This is a genomic window from Amorphus coralli DSM 19760, from assembly GCF_000374525.1.
In the GTDB taxonomy this organism is placed as follows: domain Bacteria; phylum Pseudomonadota; class Alphaproteobacteria; order Rhizobiales; family Amorphaceae; genus Amorphus; species Amorphus coralli.
The window spans coordinates 701998-719186 of the sequence record NZ_KB894570.1 but is presented as its reverse complement, the minus strand read 5'-3'; the positions used below and the strand labels follow the sequence as shown (position 1 = coordinate 719186).

The window sequence follows — 17189 nt, the reverse complement described above, 5'->3', positions numbered from 1 at the left end:
GAAGGCGTAATAGGCTCCTATTTTGCTGCCAAATCTACCGGTGCGCGGCGGTCAAATGCCGAGTTGTTTGGATTAGCGTTTCAGAATGAAGGTCAGTCGCCGGCTGCGGGCCTCTGGATGCTTCAGAAGCACGCCAAATGCGGTCAAACTTGCGTTTGCCGCTTGGTTGCATCCTACCAACCGCCCCGGCTGGGGCAGACGCGAACAAGGGGTATCTTCCGTGACCAAGCACATCGCGAGCGCTTCTTTTTCCGCCCTGCACGATGAGTTCAATGTTGCAGCCGACCTGCGGGCAGCCCTCCACGAGGGCCGCCTCGAACTCTTCGGGCAGAGCATTGTCGACGTTTGCAGCGAGACGGATCGGGATTGCCCCCACAAGATCGAAATCCTCATCAGGATGCGGGATCGGGCCGGCAATGTCGTTTCACCTGGTCATTTCATTCCAGCGGCGGAGCGTTATGGGGTGATGGCGGAAGTCGATCGATGGGTGATTGCCACGCTTTTCGACAAGTGCTGCGAGGCCGCCGAAGCAGGCCTTCCCCGAATGGCCTGCTCGATCAACTTGTCGGCAAACTCACTGGATGACATTCATTTCTGGGACTATGTCCGTAGCCATCTTGAGCGTTCGAAAGTTCCTCCGAGTGACATTTGCTTCGAGATTACAGAGACCTGCATCATTCAGAACCTCTCCTCCGCAATCCACTTTGTCACCAGCGCCCAGGAGTATGGTTGCAGGATTGCGCTGGACGATTTCGGTGTGGGGCTGAGTTCCTTCTCCTACCTCAGAGACTTCAAGGTCGACGAGCTTAAGATTGACGGCAGCTTCATCCGGGGCATTGCTGACAGCGCAATCAATGCTCAGGTCGTCAAAGCAATCCTCAGCGTGGGCAAGACCCTTGGGATCGCCTGCGTCGCCGAGTGGGTCGAGGACGTCGGTACGCTGGAAAAGGTCCGTGAAATGGGCGTCGACCGTGCCCAAGGCTACCACTTCGGAGCTCCGCGCCCGCTCGAGGACTACTGCGCAACCCATTCATGACGTGGTGGCAGTGTAGGGGGGATCCAAGCCAGGGTTTTCCGGGAGGGAGTCTTCTGCGCGCCGGCCGGTCGGGCCGTCCTCGCGGAGGCGTCGGGCGCAGCGGGATCACCGTGAGCAGAAAAAAATGGTGGGCGGTGAGAGATTCGAACTCCCGACCCCCTGGGTGTAAACCAGGTGCTCTAACCAGCTGAGCTAACCGCCCGCCGCGGGCGCGGTCCGGATGGCCGGTCCCGCGTCGCTTCGATTCGATCCGCCTTGCGGATCGGGGACCGAGACGCTCTGCCCGGCAGGCCGGGGGAAGAGGAATCGGTTCTGCTTCCAGATGCGCCGGTGATTCACGCAGAAACGCCGGATCGCGTCGCGGGTAAGGGCGCGAGGCCCGTCATGTTCGCCCGCCGGAGCGCTCTTTCCATATGGGACTTGGCCCCTGCCCGCAACATTCCTTCGTGGCGTGGCAGGCGGGAAAGGGCGCGAAACCGGCGGGTTTTCCGGCTAAGCAAAAAACACATGCCTCCATCCCCGATTTCGATGCCGGATGCGCTTGACTTCGGAATGGGCGGATCGTATCTCCCTCCCACCTTGGCGCGGCCGAAAACGGCCCGACGCCAACGGGGGTGTAGCTCAGTTGGTTAGAGTGCCGGCCTGTCACGCCGGAGGTCGCGGGTTCGAGCCCCGTCACTCCCGCCATTCTCCCTCTCCGGAGAGTGGCTTTCTTCCTTCCAGATCCCATCGCTGAGATGCGTCCATGCTGCGGTTCCGCCGCGCCCGAGGGCGGTGAGCCTGCAGGTTTTTTCGACCGGCGGACGGCAATTTCCCGTATGTCGGGACCAGCCGCGACCGAGCCGCGCATCTTGACCGATCTGGATGTGTTTGACCTTGTCTAAACAAGCACCCTCCGCTAAGCCTGCCTCCAAGGGCAGCGATGCTGCGGTGCGGCGGAAACGAACCGTTGACGCACGGGCTCGTTTCCATAGGTGAAATTCGAGAGCTGACGGCCGCGATGGGCCGGCGCTCCGGACGGACTTGATGGACGGGCAAGCGGGCAGGGCGCGGAGCGCCAGCCGGCTTTGCCGCATGTCTTGCGGCCAGGAAGCGGTCGCGCTGTCTGAGCGGCCCGTCGGGTCGCTGGTCCGGGGCGTTCAGAAGAGGCTTGCGAGCATGGAAGATCTCCTGCGGGACTATGTGCCGATCGCCGTGTTCATCGGCGTGGCAGGCATCATCGGACTGGCGCTGCTCGTGGCGCCGTTCCTGATCGCCCACCAGAATCCCGATCCGGAGAAGATGTCGGCCTACGAATGCGGCTTCAACGCGTTCGACGACGCCCGCATGAAGTTCGACGTGCGCTTCTACCTCGTCTCGATTCTCTTCATCATCTTCGACCTGGAAGTCGCCTTCCTGTTCCCCTGGGCGGTGACGTTCGGAGAGATCGGCTGGTTCGGCTTCGGCTCGGTGATGGCCTTCCTCGGTATCCTGACGATCGGCTTTGTCTACGAGTGGCGTAAGGGAGCGTTGGAATGGGATTGAGCACCGCAGAGCGTCCGCTCGTCGCCCATGGCGCGACGGGAGCGATCGATCCCGACACGGGCCGCCCGGTCGGGTCCAATGATCCGTTCTTCGTGGAAGTGAACAACGAGCTGGCCGACAAGGGCTTCCTCGTCACCTCCACCGACAGCCTGATCCAGTGGGCCCGCACCGGCTCGCTCATGTGGATGACGTTCGGTCTCGCGTGCTGTGCGGTGGAGATGATGCAGGTCTCCATGCCGCGCTACGACGTCGAACGGTTCGGCTTCGCGCCGCGGGCCAGCCCGCGCCAGTCGGACGTGATGATCGTGGCCGGGACGCTGACCAACAAGATGGCCCCGGCGCTGCGCAAGGTCTACGACCAGATGCCGGAACCGCGGTACGTCATTTCCATGGGGTCGTGCGCCAACGGCGGCGGCTACTACCACTACTCCTATGCGGTGGTCCGCGGCTGCGACCGGGTCGTCCCGGTCGACGTCTACGTTCCGGGCTGCCCGCCGACGGCGGAGGGTCTTCTGTACGGCGTGTTGCTGCTGCAGAAGAAGATCCGCCGCACCGGTACCATCGAACGCTGAACTCGGCCGCGCGCCCGCTACGGGCCGCAACGGCAGGCGAGGATCAATGGACGAGACGCTGAGCGAACTTGGGGACTACCTTGCCCAGAAGCTGGGGGAGGCCGTGGTCGGCTGGCGCGTCGAGTATGATGAGCTGACCGTCGACGTGGAGCCGGCGCGCATCCAGGAGGTCGCGCGGGTGCTGCGTGACGACGCGCGCTGCCTGTTCGTGAACCTGCTCGACGTGTGCGGCGTGGACTGGCCGTCCCGCGACAAGCGCTTCGACGTCGTCTACCACCTGCTGTCGCCCAAGCATAACGTGCGCATTCGCATCAAGACGCAGACCGACGAGATCACGCCGGTTCCTTCCGTGGTGGAGATCTTTCCCGCTGCGGACTGGTTCGAGCGCGAGGCCTACGATCTTTACGGCATCCTGTTCTCCGAGCATCCGGACCTGCGCCGCATCCTCACCGACTACGGTTTCGAGGGCCACCCGCTGCGCAAGGACTTCCCGCTGACGGGCTTCGTGGAAGTGCGCTACGACGATGGCCTCAAGCGAGTCGTCTACGAGCCGGTGAAGCTCACGCAGGAGTTCCGCAACTTCGACTTCCTGTCGCCCTGGGAAGGCACCGACTACGTGCTGCCGGGCGACGAGAAAGCGAGCTGAGGTGATGACGAGCGAAGCCAGGACCGGCGGCTGTGCCTGCGGCGCGGTGCGCTTCTCCGCGACCGTCAAGAGCGACCACATGGACGCCTGCCACTGCGGCACCTGCCGCAAATGGGTGGCCGGTCCGTTCATGGGTGTCGAGGCGACCGATCTTGCCTTTTCCGCCGACGAGACGCTCGGCGTCTGGGACTCCTCGGAATGGGCGGAGCGGTTGTTCTGCACCGCCTGCGGGACGTCGTTCGGCTATCGTCTCAAGGACGGCAGCTTCATCACCTTGTCCGCCTTCGCGTTCGATGAGCCGCTGGATCTGCCGCTTGGTGTGGAGATCTTCGTCGACATGAAGCCGTCCACCTACGCGCTCGCCGGCGACGCGAAGAAGATGACCTCGCACGAGGTCATCGCTCTGTTCCAGGGGAATTGACGCCATGGCCGAGGCGGATGTCCGCAACTTCAACATCAACTTCGGACCGCAGCATCCGGCGGCCCATGGCGTGCTGCGTCTGGTGCTGGAGCTCGACGGCGAGGTCGTGACCCGCGTCGATCCGCACATCGGCCTGTTGCACCGCGGCACCGAGAAGCTGATCGAGCACAAGACCTATCTGCAGGCGGTGCCCTATTTCGACCGGCTGGACTATGTCGCGCCGATGAACCAGGAGCATGCCTATGCGCTCGCCGTGGAGCGGCTGCTGGGCATCTCCGTGCCGCCGCGCGGCCAATTGATCCGTGTGCTCTACTCCGAGATCGGCCGGCTGCTCTCGCATCTCCTCAACGTCACCACGCAGGCGATGGACGTCGGTGCCCTGACGCCGCCGCTGTGGGGCTTCGAGGAGCGCGAGAAGCTGATGGTCTTCTACGAGCGTGCGTCCGGCAGCCGGATGCACGCCGCCTATGTGCGTCCGGGCGGTGTCCATCAGGACCTGCCGCAGGAGCTCATCGACGACATCTACGCCTTCTGCGATCCGTTCCTGAAAGTGGTCGACGACCTCGACACGCTGCTTACCGGCAACCGCATCTTCAAGCAGCGCAACGTCGACATCGGCGTCGTCACGCTGGAGGAGGCGTGGGCGCACGGCATGTCCGGCGTCATGGTACGCGGCTCCGGCGCGGCTTGGGACCTGCGCAAGTCGCAGCCCTACGAGTGCTACGAGGATCTCGAGTTCGACATCCCGATCGGCAAGAACGGCGACTGCTACGACCGCTATCTCATCCGCATGGAGGAGATGCGCCAGTCGACCTACCTGATGAAGCAGTGCTGCGAGCGCCTGAGCCGCGAACCGGGGCCGGTCCACAGCCGGGACGGCAAGGTGGTTCCCCCGACACGCGGCCAGATGAAGCGTTCTATGGAAGCGCTCATCCATCACTTCAAGCTCTACACCGAGGGCTATCACGTGCCGGAAGGCGAGGTGTATGCCGCCGTCGAGGCGCCCAAGGGCGAATTCGGCGTCTACCTCGTGTCCGACGGCACCAACAAACCCTATCGCTGCAAGATCCGCGCGCCCGGTTTCGCGCATCTGCAGGCGATGGATCTCGTCTGTTCCGGCCACCTGCTCGCCGACGTCTCGGCGGTGCTGGGCTCGCTCGACGTCGTGTTCGGCGAGGTCGACCGGTAACGCCGGACTGGTCTTCCGGGCCTTCGGGCCCATCCCGCGCCGGTCGCCGCCCATCGGGTGGCGGGAGCGGCCGGGTTGTTGAATAGGGATCGCGATCCGCCCGCCACCGCGGCGGCGGGGAGAGGGGTCCCAAATGTTCCAAGCCGCGCGTTTCGCGCGACCGCAATCGCGGAGGGTTTCGTCGCATCATGGCTGTTCGCCGACTTGCCGAAGTCCAGCCTGAGTCCTTCTCCTTCACGGAGGAGAACCTTGCGTGGGCGAAGAAGACGATCGCCAAGTACCCGGAGGGTCGCCAGGCCTCTGCCGTGGTGCCGCTTCTCTGGCGTGCCCAGGAGCAGCACGGCTGGCTGCCGGAGCCGGCGATCCGGCTCGTCGCCGACATGCTCGACATGCCGTACATCCGGGTGTTCGAGAACGCGACCTTCTACACCATGTTCCAGCTGAAGCCGGTGGGCAGGGTCGCGCACATCCAGGTGTGCGGCACGACGCCGTGCCAGCTGCGCGGTGCGGAAGACCTTGTCGGTGTCTGCAAGCGGCGTATCAACGGCCACGCCTTCGAACTGTCCGAGGATGGCCGCTTTTCGTGGGAAGAGGTGGAATGCCTCGGCGCCTGCGTGAACGCGCCGATGGTTCAGGTCGGTGCCGACACCTACGAGGACCTGACGCCGGAAACCTTCGAGGCGCTCATCGACGGCTTCGACAAGGGCACGCCGCCGGCGCCGGGTCCGCAGAGCGATCGCAAGTCGTCGGAGCCGGTCACCGGCGCGATCACGCTCACCGATCCCTCGCTGTATGACGGCAGCCGCAACCGCGAGACCGCCGCCACGCCACAGCCCGCCAAGACCGACTCCGAGCCGGATGCCTCGGTCGACCCGGCGACGCCGGCCGCGGCCGACCAGAAGAACGGCAAGCCGGAACCGTCCGGTCGCCCGGAAGTCGCCGCCGCGCGTGAAACCGGCGAGGCAACGGCTGCCGACAAGGGCGAGCCGGATGCGCGCAGCGTCCATGCCGCCGATCGTGATCGGTCCCAGTCGGGTGCCGACCCGTCAGCGCCGCCGAAGGTCGACAAGTCGGGCTCTGCTTCCGAGGCCGAAAATGACGCTGCCGGCTCGTCGAGCGCGTCGCCCGAGCAGCGTGCCGATGCCGTGGGCACGCGTCCCGAAGGCCGTTCGTCCACAGACGGCGACAAGGACGACCTGAAGCAGATCTCGGGTGTCGGTCCGAAAATCGAGGGCATCCTCAACGATCTCGGCATCGTCGCGTTCGAGCAGGTCGCCGCCTGGACGCCGGAGAATGTCGCCTGGGTCGACACCTACCTGAAGTTCAAGGGCCGCATCGATCGGGAGGACTGGATCGCCCAGGCCAAGGCGCTTGCCGCCGCGAAGACCGGGAAGGAGAGCTGAGATGCTGGCCGATCAGGATCGCATCTTCACCAATCTCTACGGCTTTCACGACTGGGGCCTCGAAGGCGCGAAGAAACGCGGCCAGTGGCACCGGACCAAGGAGTTCGTGGACAACGGCCGCGAATGGATCGTCGAGCAGATGAAGGCCTCGAACCTGCGCGGCCGTGGCGGCGCGGGCTTCCCGACGGGCCTGAAATGGTCGTTCATGCCGAAGGAGGTCGATCCGGCCCGGCCGCACTACGTGGTCGTCAACGCCGACGAATCCGAGCCGGGCACCTGCAAGGACCGGGAGATCATGCGGCATGACCCGCATCTCCTGATCGAGGGCTGCCTGCTGGCCGGCGTGGCCATGGGCGCGCACCACACCTTCATCTACGTGCGCGGCGAGTTCATCCGCGAGCGCGAGCACCTGCAGGCCGCCATCGACCAGGCCTACGAGGCGCGCCTCATCGGCAAGAACAACGTCCACGGCTGGGACATGGACATCGTCGTCCACCACGGTGCCGGCGCCTATATCTGCGGTGAGGAGACTGCGCTCCTGGAAAGCCTAGAGGGCAAGAAGGGACAGCCGCGCCTGAAACCGCCTTTCCCGGCGAATGTCGGCCTCTACGGCTGCCCGTCGACGGTCAACAACGTGGAATCCATCGCGGTGGCGCCGGAAATCCTGCGCCGCGGCCCGTCCTGGTTCTCCGGTCTCGGCACGCCGAACAATGTCGGCACCAAGCTCTTCTGCATTTCCGGCCACGTGGAGCGGCCGTGCACGGTGGAAGAGGAAATGGGCATCCCGTTCCGCGAACTGGTGGAAAAGCACTGCGGCGGTATCCGCGGCGGCTGGGACAATCTCCTGGCCATCATCCCGGGCGGCTCGTCGGTGCCCTGCCTGCCGGCGTCGGAATGCCAGGATCTGCCGATGGACTTCGACACCCTGCGCGACAAGAAGTCGGGCCTCGGCACGGCGGCGGTGATCGTGATGGATCGCTCCACCGACATCATCAAGGCCATTGCCCGGCTGGCCCACTTCTACAAGCACGAATCCTGTGGTCAGTGCACGCCGTGCCGCGAGGGCACCGGCTGGATGTGGCGGGTCATGGAGCGCCTCGTGGAAGGCCGCGCCGACCCGGCCGAGATCGACATGCTGCTGGAAGTGACCAAGCAGGTCGAGGGACACACGATCTGCGCGCTCGGCGATGCCGCGGCGTGGCCGATCCAGGGCCTGATCCGGCATTTCCGGCCGGAGATCGAGGATCGCATCGCCCAGCGCCGCGTGGCCGACGCCGCGCGCCCGGCGGTGGCGGCGGAGTAGGGGGCACGGATGACCGACGGTCCCGACAATCTCGTGCTGCAGTTTCTGCGTCGGCTGGACGACAAGCTCGACCGCGTTAGCGGCGACGTCCACGACCTGAAAATTCGCATGACCGGGATCGAGGAAGCGGTGGCGGGAATTCACCGTCGCCTGGACCGACTGGATGGCCGTGTAGAGCGTATCGAGCGGCGACTCGATCTGGTTGAGCATTGAAACGGATGTCGAAGGGAAGCTGCCTCATAATGCGACAGGCTTTGCCGACTTCCGCCAGGGACGCGGGCTACCGACTGCGACGGTCCGTGTCGACGAACGAGGGGTTTTGACCGATGGCGAAGCTGATCGTCGACGGATCCGAAATCGAGGTGCCGGATCACTACACGATCCTGCAGGCCTGCGAGGAAGCCGGCGCGGAGATCCCGCGCTTCTGCTTCCATGACCGGCTGTCGATCGCCGGCAACTGCCGCATGTGCCTGGTCGAGGTCGTCGGCGGCCCGCCGAAGCCGGTCGCATCGTGCGCCATGGGCGTGCGCGACCTGCGTCCCGGCAAGGACGGCTCGCCGCCCCAGGTGAACACCCGCACGCCCTTCGTGAAGAAGGCGCGCGAAGGGGTGATGGAATTCCTGCTGATCAACCACCCGCTGGACTGCCCGATCTGTGACCAGGGCGGCGAGTGCGATCTGCAGGACCAGGCGATGGCCTACGGCGTCTCCGGTTCGCGGTTCCACGAGAACAAGCGCGCCGTCGAGGACAAGTATATCGGCCCGCTGGTCAAGACGATCATGACCCGGTGCATCCACTGCACCCGCTGCGTGCGCTTCACCACCGAGGTGGCCGGCGTCTCCGACCTTGGCGCCATCGGGCGCGGCGAGGACATGGAGATCACCACCTATCTCGAGCACGCCATGGCGTCCGAGCTGCAGGGCAACGTGATCGACCTGTGCCCGGTGGGCGCGCTGACCTCGCGCCCCTACGCCTTCAAGGCGCGGCCGTGGGAGCTCTCCAAGACGGAATCGATCGACGTGATGGATGCGCTCGGCTCGGCCATCCGGGTTGACTGCCGCGGCCGCGAGGTGATGCGCATCATGCCGCGCCTCAACGAGGCGGTGAACGAGGAGTGGATCTCCGACAAGTCGCGCTTCATCTGGGACGGGCTGCGCACCCAGCGACTCGACCGGCCCTATGTCCGCAAGGACGGCCGCCTGACGCCGGCGACCTGGCCGGAGGCGTTCGCCACCATCGCGGAGAAGGCCAAGGGCGTGGCGCCGGAGCGCGTTGGCGCCATCGCCGGCGACCTGGCCTCCACCGAAGAGCAGTTCGCCTTCAAGGACCTGATGGACAAGCTCGGCGTCGCCAACGTCGACTGCCGCCAGGACGGAACCAAGCTGCATCCGAAGTTCGGCCGCGCCAGCTACCTGTTCAACGCCACCATCGAGGGCATCGAGGACTGTGACGCGGTGCTGATGATCGGCACCAACCCGCGCTGGGAAGCCGCCGTCCTGAACGCCCGCATCCGCAAGCGCTGGCGCATGGGCCCGCTGCCGGTGGGTGTCATCGGCGAACGCGTCGACCTGACCTACGATTACGAATATCTCGGTGCGGGCACCGACACGCTGCAAGGCATCGTCGACGGCAGCCACTCCTTCGCGAAGGTGCTGGCGGAGGCCGAGCGGCCGCTGATCATCGTGGGCCAGGGCGCCATTTCGCGCGCGGACGGCGAGGCGGTTCTGTCGCTTGCCGCGAAGGCCGCGACTGCGGTCGGCGCCGTCGCGGAAGGCTGGAACGGCTTCTCCGTGCTGCACACGGCGGCCGGACGCGTCGGCGGTCTCGATGTCGGCTGCGTGCCGGGCGAGGGCGGTCTCGACGTGGAAGGCATGCTGGCGGCTGCCGAAGGGGGCGGCCTGGACGTGGTCTTCCTGCTCGGTGCCGACGAAATCGATACCCGCCGGCTCGGCAACGCCTTCGTGGTCTATGTCGGCACCCATGGCGACGTCGGCGCGCACCGGGCCGACGTAATCCTGCCGGGCGCCGCCTACCCGGAGAAGACCGGGACCTGGGTCAACACCGAGGGCCGCGTCCAGCGCGCCAACCGCGCGGGTTTCCCGCCGGGCGACGCCCGCGAGGACTGGGCCATCCTGCGCGCCCTGTCGCCGCATCTCGGGCACCAGCTCGGCTATGATTCCATGGCGGAACTGCGCGGCGCCATGTTCGAGCGTCATCCGCACCTGGCGATGGGCGAGACGGTCGCGCCCGCGGACGCGGCGGATGTCTCCGCGCTCGCCGATCTCGGCGGTTCGGTCGAGGCGGCTTCGTTTGCCTCCCCGGTGCGTGACTTCTACCTGACCAACCCGATCGCGCGCGCTTCGGCGGTGATGGCGGAGTGCTCCGCGCTCGCCCGCGGGCGGATCGATGCGGAAGCGGCTGAGTAAGGCGGCATGATCAACGAGGGTCTCCACCAGTCATGAACGACTTCTGGTCCACCTACGGCTTTCCGTTCCTGGTCATGCTCGGGCAGAGCCTGCTGCTGCTCGTGGTGCTTCTGGTCATCATCGCCTACATCCTGCTGGCCGACCGCAAGATCTGGGCGGCGGTGCAGATGCGCCGCGGCCCGAACGTCGTCGGCGCCTTCGGCCTGATGCAGTCCTTCGCCGACCTCGGCAAGTTCGCGCTGAAGGAACCCGTGATCCCCGCTGGGGCCGACAAGACGGTCTTTCTGCTGGCGCCGCTGGTAACCGTGATCCTGTCGATGGCGGCGTGGGCGGTCGTTCCGGTTGCCGATGGCTGGGTGATCGCCGATATCAATGTCGGCATCCTCTACATCTTCGCGATCTCGTCGCTCGGCGTGTACGGCGTCATCATGGGCGGCTGGGCGTCGAACTCGAAATATCCCTTCCTCGGCGCGCTGCGCTCCGCCGCGCAGATGGTTTCCTACGAGGTCTCCATCGGCTTCGTCATCATCACCGTCCTGATGTGCGTGGGTTCGCTGAACCTCACCGCGATTGTGACGTCGCAGGAGAGCGGCCTTGCAACCATGCTCGGTGTGCCGTGGCTGTCGATCCTGAACTGGTACTGGCTGCCGCTCTTCCCGATGTTCGTGGTGTTCTTCATCTCGGCGCTGGCGGAGACGAACCGGCCGCCCTTCGACCTTCCGGAAGCGGAATCGGAGCTCGTCGCGGGCTTCATGGTCGAATACGGCTCGGTCCCGTACATGATGTTCATGCTCGGCGAGTATGTCTCCATCGCGCTGATGTGCGCGCTGATGACGATCATGTTCATGGGGGGCTGGCTGCCGCCGATCGACGTGGCGCCGTTCACCTGGGTGCCGGGTGTCATCTGGTTCGCGCTGAAGTGCCTGCTGGTGTTCTTCATGTTCGCCATGGTGAAGGCGATCGTGCCTCGCTACCGCTACGACCAGCTCATGCGGCTCGGCTGGAAGGTCTTCCTGCCGATCTCGCTGGTGGCGGTGGTGGTGGTCGCCCTCGTTCTGAAGCTGACGGGGTGGCATGGCTGAGCATGCGCCATCAGGCGCCCCGCACGCGGGGAGCTGCGCCTGTGGCGCGGTCCGGTTTTCGGCGGAAGGTGAGCCCGTCTGGGCGGCCTACTGCCACTGCACGGACTGCCGCCGCGCAACGGGTGCGCCGATGACGCTGTGGGTTGGCTTTCCCGCCGTCGATGTCTCCTGGACGGGGACGCCGGATGAGCGGGCGACGGGGACGGGATGCGTCCGGCAATGGTGCGGCGACTGTGGGTCGCCGCTGGCCTATGCCGACGCCACGATCCCCGGCGAGGAGATCTACCTCGCGATCGGGGCCTTCGAGGCGCCGGAGCGGGTCGCGCCGATGGCGCACGCATTCTGGGCTTCGCGGCTGCCCTACGTGGCGGTCGCCGACGATCTTCCGCGCCACGACCGGTATTCCCGGGCGCGCGTGGACGGGGCAGGGGCCTGAGGGACTTGAGAGACGCGCCGCCGGCAGGGCCGGGCGGGTGCGGAACGGACTGGAACGCACGGGCTGCTGCGGGAGAACCATCCGGCGGTTGCCCGGTAGAGTGGACCTAGAGGACACGCGTCATGGCAGCCTTGGATCGCGCAGCCAAATCGCTGCTCTTGTCGGAATTCGTATCGGCCTTCTTTCTGGGCATGCGATATTTCTTCAAGCCCAAGTCGACCCTGAACTACCCCTTCGAGAAGGGGCCGATCTCGCCGCGTTTCCGGGGTGAGCACGCACTGCGCCGTTATCCCAACGGCCAGGAGCGGTGCATCGCGTGCAAGCTGTGCGAGGCGATCTGCCCGGCCCAGGCCATCACCATCGAGGCCGGTCCGCGTCGCAACGACGGCACGCGGCGCACGACCCGCTACGACATCGACATGGTGAAGTGCATCTACTGCGGCTTTTGCCAGGAGGCGTGCCCGGTGGACGCCATCGTGGAGGGGCCGAACTTCGAATTCGCGACGGAAACGCGCGAGGAACTCTACTACGACAAGGAGCGGCTGCTGGCGAACGGCGACCGCTGGGAACGCGACATCGCGCGCAACATCGCCCAGGACGCACCGTTCCGGTGACGCTGTGGACGCGCAATGAGGGCTCGGATATGAGACGACGCGGGCAGACGACCACTCCGAACGCGGGGCGGGCCAGGCAATGATCCTGCAGACACTCTTCTTCTATCTTTTCGCCGCGGTGACCGTCGCTTCGGCCTTCATGGTGATTTCGTCCCGAAATCCCGTGCACTCGGTCCTGTTCCTGATCCTCGCCTTCTTCAACTCCGCCGGGTTGTTCCTGCTCCTCGGCGCTGAGTTCCTGGCGATGATCCTGGTCGTCGTCTACGTGGGCGCGGTCGCGGTCCTGTTCCTGTTCGTCGTGATGATGCTGGACGTGGATTTCGCCGAGCTGCGCCACGGCGCGCTTCAGTACCTGCCCATCGGTGGCCTGATCGGACTGATCCTGCTGATCGAGCTGGTGATGGTCCTGGGCGCCTGGGTGATCGCGCCGGATGTGAGCGCCACGCCGGCGGCGCCGATCCCCCCGATGGGCGAGACGTCGAACGTTGCGGCGCTCGGGCAACTGCTCTACACGCGCTATGTCTATTTCTTCCAGGCTGCGGGCATGGTCCTTCTCGTCGCGATGGTTGGCGCCATCGTGCTCACGCTGCGCCACAAGGAAGGCGTGAAGCGGCAGGACATCAGCCAGCAGGTCGCACGCACACCCGAACAGTCGATCGAGGTCCGCAAGGTGCCCTCCCGCAAGGGCATCTGAGGATCCCGGTCGCTCGCACGAGACACTTCCAGAAGGGACAGCACCGAAAATGGCGGTCGGTCTGGCGCACTATCTCACGGTCGCGGCGATCCTGTTCACGCTCGGGGTCTTCGGGATCTTCCTCAACCGGAGAAACGTCATCGTCATCCTGATGGCGATCGAACTGATCCTGCTCGCGGTGAACCTCAACTTCATCGCGTTCTCCGCCTTCCTGGGCGACCTGGTGGGCCAGGTGTTCGCGCTGTTCGTGCTGACGGTGGCCGCGGCGGAGGCGGCCATCGGCCTCGCCATCCTGGTCGTCTTCTTCCGCAACCGCGGCTCGATCGCGGTCCAAGACATCAACACGATGAAGGGCTGACGGGCTGATGTACGCCGCTATCGTCTTCCTGCCGCTCATCGGCTTCCTGGTTGCCGGCATCTTCGGCCGCCTGATCGGGGCCCGGGCCAGCGAGATCGTGACGACGAGCCTCCTGTTCGTCTCTGCGATCCTGTCCTGGGTGGCCTTCATTCATGTCGGCTTCTCCGACGTGGAGCCGATCAAGGTTCCGCTGATGCCGTGGATCACGTCCGGGGCGCTGGAGATCGACTGGTCCCTGCGCGTCGACACGCTGACCGTGGTGATGCTGATCGTGGTGACCTCGGTCTCCTCGCTCGTGCATCTCTACTCGATCGGCTACATGTCGCACGATCCCGACCGGCCGCGCTTCTTCGCCTATCTGTCGCTGTTCACCTTCGCCATGCTGATGCTGGTGACCGCCGACAACCTGGTGCAGATGTTCTTCGGCTGGGAAGGCGTCGGTCTCGCCTCCTACCTGCTGATCGGCTTCTGGTACACGCGGCCGTCCGCGGTCGCCGCCTCCATCAAGGCCTTTGTCGTCAACCGCGTCGGCGACTTCGGTTTCATGCTCGGCATCTTCGCGCTGTTCATGCTGGTCGGCTCTGTCGATCTCGACACGATCTTCGGCCACGGCGAGGAGCTGTCGACCACGACCTTCTCCTTCCTCGGCTACCAGGTGAACGCGGTCGAGACGATCTGCTTCCTGCTGTTCATCGGCGCCATGGGCAAGTCGGCTCAGCTGGGTCTGCACACCTGGCTGCCGGACGCCATGGAAGGCCCGACCCCGGTCTCCGCGCTGATTCATGCCGCCACCATGGTGACGGCAGGCGTGTTCATGGTGGCGCGCATGTCGCCGCTGTTCGAGTACGCTCCGGCGGCGCTGACCTTCGTCACCTTCATCGGCGCGACCACGGCCTTCTTCGCGGCGACCATCGGCTGCACCCAGAACGACATCAAGCGGGTGATCGCCTACTCGACCTGCTCGCAGCTCGGCTACATGTTCGCCGCGCTCGGCGTCGGGGCCTACTCGGCCGGCATCTTCCACCTGATGACCCACGGCTTCTTCAAGGCGCTCCTGTTCCTCTGCGCCGGCTCCGTCATCCACGCGATGCACGACGAGCAGGACATGCGGAAGATGGGCGGCCTGGTGAAGAAGATCCCGCTCACCTACGCGGGCATGGTGATCGGCACGCTCGCCATCACCGGCTTCCCGTACACGTCCGGCTACTTCTCCAAGGACGCCATCATCGAGGCGACCTTCGCGGCCCACAATCCGTTCTCCGCCTATGCCTTCTGGCTGACGACGCTGGCCGCGCTGCTCACCGCCTTCTATTCATGGCGCCTGATCTTCATGACCTTCCACGGCAAGACGCGGGCCTCTGCCGACGTGTTCAAGCACGCTCACGAGAGCCCGCCGGTGATGCTGATCCCGCTGGCCGTGCTGTCCTGTGGCGCGCTGTTCGCCGGCTTCATCCTGCACGGCTACTTCATCGGCCACGAGTACGAGCACTTCTGGCGCGGCTCGCTCTATCTGGGTGCGGAGAACCACATCCTGCACGACATGCACCATCTGCCGGCCTGGGTGCCGCTGGCCCCGACGGTGATGATGATCACCGGCGTCGCCTGGGCTTACTGGTGGTACATGCTGTCGCCGAAGACCCCGGCGGCCGTCGCCCGCGAGCACCCGGCGCTGTACCAGTTCCTGCTGAACAAGTGGTACTTCGACGAGCTCTACGACTTCCTCTTCGTGCGACCCACCAAGCGCATTGGCCACTTCCTCTGGAAGAAGGGTGACGGCTGGCTCATTGACGGGTTCGGGCCGGACGGGGTGTCACACAGAGTGCTCGACGTGACCCAGCGGGTCGTGCGGCTTCAGACTGGATACATCTACCACTACGCGTTCGCGATGCTGATCGGCGTCGCCGCGCTGGTGACCTGGGCGATGATGACGGGCGTGGGAGCTCCCTGATGAGTGATTGGCCGCTCCTTACGATCGTAACGTTCCTGCCGCTCGTCGGCGTCCTCTTCATCCTGCTGGTGAGGGGAGACGACGAGGTCGCGCTGACGAACATCCGCCGCGTCTCGATGATCACGACGGTGTTCACCTTCCTGGTGTCGCTGCTGATCATCGTCCAGTTCGATCCCTCCGACCCCGGCTTCCAGCTCGTCGAGCATTACGAGTGGATCGGCGGGCCGTTCACCTACCATGTCGGCATCGACGGGATTTCCATCCTGTTCGTGCTTCTGACCACGCTCCTCATGCCCTTCTGCATCCTGGCCAGCTGGGACGCGATCCAGTGGCGGGTGAAGGAGTACATGATCGCCTTCCTGGTGCTGGAAACCCTGATGATCGGCGTGTTCACCGCGCTCGACATCGTGGTCTTCTACGTCTTCTTCGAGGGCGGCCTGATCCCGATGTTCCTGATCATCGGCATCTGGGGCCACGACCGGCGCGTCTACGCGACGTTCAAGTTTTTCCTCTACACGCTGCTCGGCTCGCTGTTCATGCTGCTGTCGATCATGGCGGTGTACTGGGAGGCGGGCACCACCAGCGTGCCGGAGCTCCTGCAGCACGATTTCCCGACCCACATGGAGTACTGGCTGTTCCTCGGCTTCTTCGCCTCGTTCGCGGTGAAGATGCCCATGTGGCCGGTGCACACCTGGCTGCCCGACGCCCACGTCGAGGCGCCGACCGCGGCCTCCGGCGTGCTGGCCGGCGTGCTTCTGAAGATGGGCGGCTTCGGCGTGCTGCGCTACTCGCTGCCGATGTTCCCGGTGGCGGCGGAGTTCTATGCGCCCTTCATCTTCGGCCTGTCGGTGATCGCCATCATCTACGCCTCCCTCGTCGCCCTGATGCAGGAGGACATGAAGAAGCTCATCGCCTATTCGTCGGTGGCCCACATGGGTTTCGTGACGATGGGCATGTTCACGGCGACCACCCAGGGCATCCAGGGCGCGATCTTCCTGATGCTCTCGCACGGTATCGTCTCCGCCGCGCTCTTCCTCTGCGTGGGCGTGGTCTACGACCGCACCCATACCCGCGCGATTTCGGCCTATGGCGGCCTGGCCAAGCAGATGCCCTGGTACGCGATGGCCTTCATGGTGTTCACCATGGCCAACGTCGGGCTGCCGGGCACCTCGGGCTTCGTCGGCGAGTTCCTGACCATGGTTGGCGCCTTCCAGGTGTCGACGCTCACTGCCTTCCTCGCGGCGACCGGCATCATCCTGTCGGCGGCCTACGCGCTCTGGCTCTACCGCCGGGTCGCCTTCGGGCCGCTGGAGAAGGAGAGCCTCAAGGCACTGCCGGACCTGAACCTGCGCGAGAAGTTCGTGCTGGTGCCGCTGGTGGTGCTGACGATCCTGTTCGGCGTGTGGCCGAACCCGGTTCTCGACATGACCGCCGCCTCGGTGGACAACCTGCTGCAGCACTACCACGCCGCCCTGGAAGTGGCTGGCCAGACCGCGCAGGTGAGCCATTGACCGACGCAGCAGCCCTTCTTTACGTG

17 protein-coding genes and 2 tRNA genes are annotated in these 17189 nt (G+C 65.3%); 18 read left to right on the top strand and 1 reads right to left on the bottom strand.

Going from position 1 to position 17189, the window contains the following annotated elements:
* The first annotated feature begins 220 nt into the window (after window positions 1-220).
* Window positions 221-1036, top strand: a complete 816-nt coding sequence (locus tag C507_RS0103280; protein WP_018698230.1) for an EAL domain-containing protein — start codon at window positions 221-223, stop codon at window positions 1034-1036.
* A gap of 125 nt (window positions 1037-1161) precedes the next feature.
* Here C507_RS0103280 and C507_RS0103275 read toward each other — a convergent pair.
* Window positions 1162-1238: transfer RNA gene (locus C507_RS0103275), tRNA-Val, on the bottom strand.
* Window positions 1239-1646: 408 nt separating this feature from the next.
* Here C507_RS0103275 and C507_RS0103270 point away from each other — a divergent pair.
* From C507_RS0103270 to C507_RS0103190, 17 genes are all read left to right on the top strand, one after another.
* A tRNA-Asp gene (locus C507_RS0103270) sits at window positions 1647-1723 on the top strand.
* Window positions 1724-2194: 471 nt separating this feature from the next.
* On the top strand, window positions 2195-2560 hold the full coding sequence (locus C507_RS0103265) for an NADH-quinone oxidoreductase subunit A (RefSeq protein ID WP_018698229.1): 366 nt from the start codon (window positions 2195-2197) through the stop codon (window positions 2558-2560).
* Window positions 2551-3132, top strand: a complete 582-nt coding sequence (locus tag C507_RS0103260) for a NuoB/complex I 20 kDa subunit family protein (RefSeq protein ID WP_018698228.1) — start codon at window positions 2551-2553, stop codon at window positions 3130-3132. Before C507_RS0103265 ends, C507_RS0103260 begins: the two co-directional genes overlap by 10 nt.
* 46 nt (window positions 3133-3178) lie before the next feature.
* The gene (locus C507_RS0103255; RefSeq protein WP_018698227.1) at window positions 3179-3778 is read left to right on the top strand and encodes an NADH-quinone oxidoreductase subunit C; all 600 of its coding nucleotides are present in this window, start codon (window positions 3179-3181) and stop codon (window positions 3776-3778) included.
* Window positions 3779-3782: 4 nt separating this feature from the next.
* Window positions 3783-4199, top strand: a complete 417-nt coding sequence (locus tag C507_RS0103250; RefSeq protein WP_018698226.1) for a GFA family protein — start codon at window positions 3783-3785, stop codon at window positions 4197-4199.
* Window positions 4200-4203: 4 nt separating this feature from the next.
* The gene (locus C507_RS0103245; RefSeq protein ID WP_018698225.1) at window positions 4204-5388 is read left to right on the top strand and encodes an NADH-quinone oxidoreductase subunit D; all 1185 of its coding nucleotides are present in this window, start codon (window positions 4204-4206) and stop codon (window positions 5386-5388) included.
* 188 nt (window positions 5389-5576) lie between these two features.
* A complete protein-coding gene (gene nuoE / locus C507_RS0103240; RefSeq protein WP_018698224.1) occupies window positions 5577-6791 on the top strand; it encodes an NADH-quinone oxidoreductase subunit NuoE in 1215 nt (404 codons plus the stop codon).
* A gap of 1 nt (window position 6792) precedes the next feature.
* On the top strand, window positions 6793-8094 hold the full coding sequence (gene nuoF, locus C507_RS0103235; protein ID WP_018698223.1) for an NADH-quinone oxidoreductase subunit NuoF: 1302 nt from the start codon (window positions 6793-6795) through the stop codon (window positions 8092-8094).
* Between the two features lie 9 nt (window positions 8095-8103).
* Entirely contained in the window at window positions 8104-8307 is a 204-nt protein-coding gene (locus tag C507_RS0103230) for a hypothetical protein (protein WP_018698222.1), read from the top strand.
* Window positions 8308-8420: 113 nt separating this feature from the next.
* Window positions 8421-10520, top strand: a complete 2100-nt coding sequence (nuoG, locus tag C507_RS0103225; protein WP_018698221.1) for an NADH-quinone oxidoreductase subunit NuoG — start codon at window positions 8421-8423, stop codon at window positions 10518-10520.
* A gap of 32 nt (window positions 10521-10552) precedes the next feature.
* The gene (gene nuoH, locus C507_RS0103220) at window positions 10553-11602 is read left to right on the top strand and encodes an NADH-quinone oxidoreductase subunit NuoH (protein WP_018698220.1); all 1050 of its coding nucleotides are present in this window, start codon (window positions 10553-10555) and stop codon (window positions 11600-11602) included.
* Window positions 11595-12038 carry a GFA family protein gene (locus C507_RS0103215; protein WP_026318806.1) on the top strand — a complete coding sequence of 148 codons (444 nt, stop codon included), beginning with the start codon at window positions 11595-11597 and terminating at the stop codon, window positions 12036-12038. Before nuoH ends, C507_RS0103215 begins: the two co-directional genes overlap by 8 nt.
* A 122-nt stretch (window positions 12039-12160) precedes the next feature.
* Complete coding sequence (gene nuoI / locus C507_RS0103210) at window positions 12161-12652, top strand: NADH-quinone oxidoreductase subunit NuoI (RefSeq protein WP_018698218.1); 492 nt, start codon at window positions 12161-12163, stop codon at window positions 12650-12652.
* Between the two features lie 79 nt (window positions 12653-12731).
* The gene (locus C507_RS0103205; protein ID WP_018698217.1) at window positions 12732-13346 is read left to right on the top strand and encodes an NADH-quinone oxidoreductase subunit J; all 615 of its coding nucleotides are present in this window, start codon (window positions 12732-12734) and stop codon (window positions 13344-13346) included.
* A gap of 49 nt (window positions 13347-13395) precedes the next feature.
* Complete coding sequence (nuoK, locus tag C507_RS0103200) at window positions 13396-13704, top strand: NADH-quinone oxidoreductase subunit NuoK (RefSeq protein WP_018698216.1); 309 nt, start codon at window positions 13396-13398, stop codon at window positions 13702-13704.
* Window positions 13705-13711: 7 nt separating this feature from the next.
* On the top strand, window positions 13712-15652 hold the full coding sequence (gene nuoL, locus C507_RS0103195) for an NADH-quinone oxidoreductase subunit L (protein WP_018698215.1): 1941 nt from the start codon (window positions 13712-13714) through the stop codon (window positions 15650-15652).
* On the top strand, window positions 15652-17163 hold the full coding sequence (locus C507_RS0103190) for an NADH-quinone oxidoreductase subunit M (protein WP_018698214.1): 1512 nt from the start codon (window positions 15652-15654) through the stop codon (window positions 17161-17163). The genes nuoL and C507_RS0103190 overlap by 1 nt, the downstream gene beginning before the upstream one ends.
* Window positions 17164-17189: the final 26 nt, after the last annotated feature.